Raw genomic sequence first — 5,929 nt, 5'->3', positions numbered from 1 at the left:
TACTTTTGCAGCCCGTTCAGCCGGAGCGGGATTTGGGAAAAGGGCTTGTAAGGGCCCGGGGCCACAAAAAAGCTGCTTTTGCTTGTTGCAACATCAAAACAAAGTGCTACCTTTGCACTCCGCCTGAGCAGCAGGCTGACAGATTTCGGTCAGGAAAACGGAAACTAAAAAGTTTTTTCCTTACCACTTGCAAAAAGCAAATCTTTGTTTACCTTTGCAGCCCGCTTCAGCCGGAAGCATTTTGAAGACAAGCTTAACACAGGATTCAGGTAATAAGCGAAGCTTGAAAAAGATTAAAAAAAAGGTTTGCAGAAAAGGAAAAAGATTGCTTACCTTTGCAGCCCGGTCTTGAGAGAGAAAAGGCCACCAGGACGCCGGCAGGGCAGAAAGGAAAGCGAAAAAAGAGTGAAAATAATGTTGCAGAATCGGAAAATGTTTCTGACCTTTGCACCCCGCTTCAACGAGAAGGCCGGGCAGTAAAAAAAAGAGAGTATCATAAGCCGGCAACGGTTTCCCTTCTAAAAGAGAAGGGGCAGGCAGAGAAAGTAGTTCTCTGACAAGTTCTTTGAGTGAATGTGAAAGACAAAAAAAAGAAAAGGTAATCCACGCGGGTTTTCGGGTAGCAATACCCACTGCGTCAATTCAATTTAATTTGAGCAAGTAAGGGTCAGCGATCGGACAGACACATTGGTTCTGGTAACAGAACCTGAAAAGTACACACTACAATGGAGAGTTTGATCCTGGCTCAGGATGAACGCTAGCGGCAGGCCTAATACATGCAAGTCGAACGAGATCAGGGACTTCGGTTCCTGGTTTAGTGGCGCACGGGTGCGTAACGCGTATGCAACCTACCTTCCACTGGGGGATAGCCCACCGAAAGGTGGATTAATACCGCATGACACATTTGGGTGGCATCACCTGATTGTCAAAGCTGAGGCGGTGGAAGATGGGCATGCGTGCCATTAGCTAGTTGGTAGGGTAACGGCCTACCAAGGCGACGATGGCTAGGGGTTCTGAGAGGATGGTCCCCCACACTGGTACTGAGACACGGACCAGACTCCTACGGGAGGCAGCAGTAGGGAATATTGGGCAATGGCCGAGAGGCTGACCCAGCCATGCCGCGTGCAGGAAGAAGGCCTTCTGGGTTGTAAACTGCTTTTATCTAGGAAGAAAACGCCCTTGCGAGGGTAACTGACGGTACTAGATGAATAAGCACCGGCTAACTCCGTGCCAGCAGCCGCGGTAATACGGAGGGTGCAAGCGTTGTCCGGATTTATTGGGTTTAAAGGGTGCGTAGGCGGCCCGTTAAGTCAGTGGTGAAATCCCAGGGCTCAACCCTGGAACTGCCATTGATACTGGCGGGCTTGAGTTCGGTCGAGGCGGGCGGAACTGGTGGTGTAGCGGTGAAATGCATAGATACCACCAAGAACCCCGATTGCGTAGGCAGCTCGCTAGGCCGAAACTGACGCTGAGGCACGAAAGCGTGGGGAGCGAACAGGATTAGATACCCTGGTAGTCCACGCCGTAAACGATGAGTACTCGATGTTGGCGACATACGGCCAGCGTCCAAGCGAAAGCGTTAAGTACTCCACCTGGGGAGTACGCCCGCAAGGGTGAAACTCAAAGGAATTGACGGGGGCCCGCACAAGCGGTGGAGCATGTGGTTTAATTCGATGATACGCGAGGAACCTTACCTAGGCTAGAATGCGCGTGACCGCTCCAGAGATGGAGCTTTCCTTCGGGACACAAAGCAAGGTGCTGCATGGCTGTCGTCAGCTCGTGCCGTGAGGTGTTGGGTTAAGTCCCGCAACGAGCGCAACCCCTATCTTTAGTTGCCAGCACGTCATGGTGGGGACTCTAAAGAGACTGCCTCCGCAAGGAGTGAGGAAGGCGGGGACGACGTCAAGTCATCATGGCCCTTACGCCTAGGGCTACACACGTGCTACAATGGCCGGTACAGAGGGTCGCCACCTAGTGATAGGGCGCCAATCTCAAAAAGCCGGTCTCAGTTCGGATCGAAGTCTGCAACTCGACTTCGTGAAGCCGGAATCGCTAGTAATCGCGCATCAGCAACGGCGCGGTGAATACGTTCCCGGGCCTTGTACACACCGCCCGTCAAGCCATGGAAGTCAGGGAGACCTGAAGCCGGTGACCGTCACAGGAGCCGTCTAGGGTAAAACTGGTAACTGGGGCTAAGTCGTAACAAGGTAGCCGTACCGGAAGGTGCGGCTGGATCACCTCCTTTCTAGGGCCGATCTGCTGACCTTTATTTCGCTGGCGCAGGTGCCTGCGTGGCCAATGCCTTTTTGCTTTTTGTCTTTCCACTCAACTCAAAACTCATATTTGGTGCGTGTGATGCGCCCCGGCGGCCAGCGCCCGACCTGGGCTTGTAGCTCAGGTGGTTAGAGCGCTACACTGATAATGTAGAGGTCCGTGGTTCGAGTCCACGCAGGCCCACCACACACTTACCGCTTGCCGCAGGGCAAGTGTTACCTGTACGGGGGATTAGCTCAGCTGGCTAGAGCGCCTGCTTTGCACGCAGGAGGTCAACGGTTCGACTCCGTTATTCTCCACCAAAATACAATACCAAGTAAAAACAGCTGGTTTTTACTTCTACATCTGGGCAGTTGGTGTCCCCACAAGCGTTCCTACACAGAACGGGCGGGCACAAACAGACAGAGAACGTTCTTTGACATGATGGGAAAGAGAAAACGAGTTTAGGCTTGTCTGCTAGTCAGACAAGACTGTGAAGAAAAGAAGCGGGCCGGTTTTACGCAAGTAAAGCTGGCAAGAACGCAGAGAAGGGCGCATGGAGGATGCCTAGGCTCTCAGAGGCGATGAAGGACGCGACAAGCTGCGAAAAGCCACGGGGATCGGCACATACGAATCGATCCGTGGGTATCCGAATGGGGCAACCCAGTATATTGAAGATATACTACCCTTAGGGGGGCGAACCCGGAGAACTGAAACATCTAAGTACCCGGAGGAAGAGAAAATAACAATGATTCCGCAAGTAGTGGCGAGCGAACGCGGAAGAGCCCAAACCAGGCCTGTTACGGCAGTCCTGGGGTTGTAGGACCACAACATCGGACCAAACACTGAAGCTTAACTACCTGGGAAGGTAGGCTGGAAAGGGTGAGAGCCCCGTGAGCGTAAGGTTTTTGGCCGTAGTGGTATCCTGAGTAGGGCGGGACCGGAGAAATCCCGCTTGAATCTGCCGGCACCATCCGGTAAGGCTAAATACTCCTGAGAGACCGATAGTGAACCAGTACCGTGAGGGAAAGGTGAAAAGTACTCTGAATAAGAGGGTGAAATAGACCCTGAAACCATGCGCTTACAAGCGGTCGGAGCCCTTTAGTGGGGTGACGGCGTGCCTTTTGCATAATGAGCCTACGAGTTACTCCTCTCTGGCAAGGTTAAGCGTCTTGAGGCGCGGAGCCGCAGCGAAAGCGAGTCTGAATAGGGCGCACAGTCAGAGGGGGTAGACGCGAAACTTTGTGATCTACCCATGACCAGGATGAAGTTGCGGTAACACGCAATGGAGGTCCGAACCAGTTAACGTTGAAAAGTTTTTGGATGAGTTGTGGGTAGGGGTGAAAGGCCAATCAAACTGAGAAATAGCTCGTACTCCCCGAAATGCCTTTAGGGGCAGCGTCGTGGTGGAGTCATCTGGAGGTAGAGCTACCGATAGGACTAGGGGGAGTCACATCCTACCGAATCCTGACGAACTCCGAATGCCAGTTGATATACACGGCAGTGAGGCGCAGGGTGCTAAGGTCCTGCGCCGAGAGGGAAAGAACCCAGACCGTCAGCTAAGGTCCCAAAGTCCACGCTAAGTTGAACAAAGGGGGTCCAGTTGCTTAGACAGCCAGGATGTTGGCTTGGAAGCAGCCATTCATTTAAAGAGTGCGTAACAGCTCACTGGTCGAGCGACAGGGCATCGATAATAATCGGGCATCAAGCATGGCACCGAAGCTACGGATTATAATTTATTATACTGGTAGGGGAGCATTCCAAGGGCGGTGAAGGTGTGCCGGCAAGGTATGCTGGAGCGCTTGGAAAAGCAAATGTAGGCATAAGTAACGATAATGCGGGCGAGAAACCCGCACACCGAAAGACCAAGGTTTCCTGATCAACGCTAATCGGATCAGGGTTAGTCGGGTCCTAAGGCCGAGGCGAAAGCGCAGGTCGATGGACAACTGGTTAATATTCCAGTACCGGCTGCATATAGCGATGCGGTGACGGAGAAGTGAAAGGACTGCGTACTGACGGAATAGTACGTTGAAGGCCGTAGGTAGTGGATGGGGAGTTAAGTACCCTCGTCTAGCTGAAAGCTGATAGTACTCCAAGCCTTCGGGCGCGGAGATAATGTCCCTAATCAGGCTCCCGAGAAAACCCGCTAAGCGTTTACATATGTAGCCGCCCGTACCGCAAACCGACACAGGTGGTCGAGGAGAGAATCCTAAGGTGCTCGAGTGAATCACGGCCAAGGAACTCGGCAAAATGGCCCTGTAACTTCGGGAGAAGGGGCGCTTCCTTGCAGCAATGCAAGAAGCCGCAGTGAAAAGGCCCAGGCGACTGTTTAACAAAAACACATGGCTTTGCTAAATCGAGAGATGACGTATAAGGCCTGACACCTGCCCGGTGCCGGAAGGTTAAGAGGGGGGGTTAGCCGCAAGGCGAAGCTCTGAATCGAAGCCCCGGTAAACGGCGGCCGTAACTATAACGGTCCTAAGGTAGCGAAATTCCTTGTCGGGTAAGTTCCGACCTGCACGAATGGTGTAACGATCTGGGCGCTGTCTCAGCCGTGAGCTCGGTGAAATTGTAGTCTCGGTGAAGATGCCGAGTACCCGCAACGGGACGGAAAGACCCCGTGCACCTTCACTATAGCTTAGCATTGACTCTGGGTAACTCATGTGTAGGATAGGTGGGAGACTATGAAGCGGCGTCGCCAGGCGTCGTGGAGTCAACGTTGAAATACCACCCTTGAGTTGCTTGGAGCCTAACCTGACACAAAGGGGACATTGCTTGGTGGGTAGTTTGACTGGGGTGGTCGCCTCCAAAATAATAACGGAGGCTTTCAAAGGTGCCCTCAGTACGCTTGGTAACCGTACGCAGAGCGCAATAGCATAAGGGCGCTTGACTGTGAGGCCTACAAGCCGAGCAGGGTCGAAAGACGGATATAGTGATCCGGTGGTTCCGCATGGAAGGGCCATCGCTCAAAGGATAAAAGGTACGCCGGGGATAACAGGCTGATCTCCCCCAAGAGCTCATATCGACGGGGAGGTTTGGCACCTCGATGTCGGCTCGTCACGTCCTGGGGCTGGAGAAGGTCCCAAGGGTTCGGCTGTTCGCCGATTAAAGTGGCACGCGAGCTGGGTTCAGAACGTCGTGAGACAGTTCGGTCCCTATCTGTTGTGGGCGTTGGAGATTTGAGGGGTCCTGACCTTAGTACGAGAGGACCGGGTTGGACGAGCCTCTGGTGCACCTGTTGTATCGCCAGATGCAGCGCAGGGTAGCTACGCTCGGACGGGATAAGCGCTGAAAGCATCTAAGTGCGAAACCCGCCCCAAGATGAGATCTCCCTTAAGGGCCGTCCAAGACGAGGACGTTGATAGGTGGCAGGTGTAAAGGTAGAAATACCACAGCTGAGCCATACTAATTGCCCGAGCGCGTTCTTAAGTAAGAGCCCGCCTCTTTTCTCGCTCGCTTCTCTTTCCCAAAAGTCAAAAAACTATAAAAACATACGCACGCTTCAATGACCGTGCAACGATAATGGTGGCTATGGCGCCGGTGTTCACCTCTTCCCATTCCGAACAGAGCAGTTAAGCCCGGCCACGCCGATGGTACTGGAGTCACATCCGGGAGAGTAGGTAGCCGCCAACCCATCAACCAACACCCCTTGTTCTGCTTGAGCAAGGGGTGTTGC

Annotated in this window: 1 protein-coding gene, 2 tRNA genes and 3 rRNA genes; 5 read left to right on the top strand and 1 reads right to left on the bottom strand. The window is 53.2% G+C overall.

The annotated features are described in order from the left end of the window. Positions 1-180: 180 nt before the first annotated feature. A complete protein-coding gene (locus LWP20_RS17910) occupies positions 181-633 on the bottom strand; it encodes a hypothetical protein (protein ID WP_242929553.1) in 453 nt (150 codons plus the stop codon). An 89-nt stretch (positions 634-722) separates the two neighbouring features. Here LWP20_RS17910 and LWP20_RS17905 point away from each other — a divergent pair. From LWP20_RS17905 to rrf, 5 genes are all read left to right on the top strand, one after another. Further along, positions 723-2,245: ribosomal RNA gene (locus LWP20_RS17905) — 16S ribosomal RNA — on the top strand. A gap of 138 nt (positions 2,246-2,383) precedes the next feature. After that, a tRNA-Ile gene (locus LWP20_RS17900) sits at positions 2,384-2,460 on the top strand. A 39-nt stretch (positions 2,461-2,499) separates the two neighbouring features. Further along, positions 2,500-2,576 (top strand) — tRNA-Ala (locus tag LWP20_RS17895). Positions 2,577-2,789: 213 nt separating this feature from the next. After that, a 23S ribosomal RNA gene (locus LWP20_RS17890) occupies positions 2,790-5,682 on the top strand. Positions 5,683-5,774: 92 nt separating this feature from the next. Then, positions 5,775-5,886: ribosomal RNA gene (gene rrf, locus LWP20_RS17885) — 5S ribosomal RNA — on the top strand. The 16S, 23S and 5S rRNA genes sit together here with 2 tRNA genes alongside, the layout of an rRNA operon. Positions 5,887-5,929: the final 43 nt, after the last annotated feature.

Origin of the sequence: Pontibacter vulgaris (genome assembly GCF_022758145.1) — a bacterium.
Lineage (GTDB): Bacteria > Bacteroidota > Bacteroidia > Cytophagales > Hymenobacteraceae > Pontibacter > Pontibacter vulgaris.
Note: the sequence above shows the minus strand (reverse complement) of the source record. Positions and strands in the feature narration are given on the sequence as shown.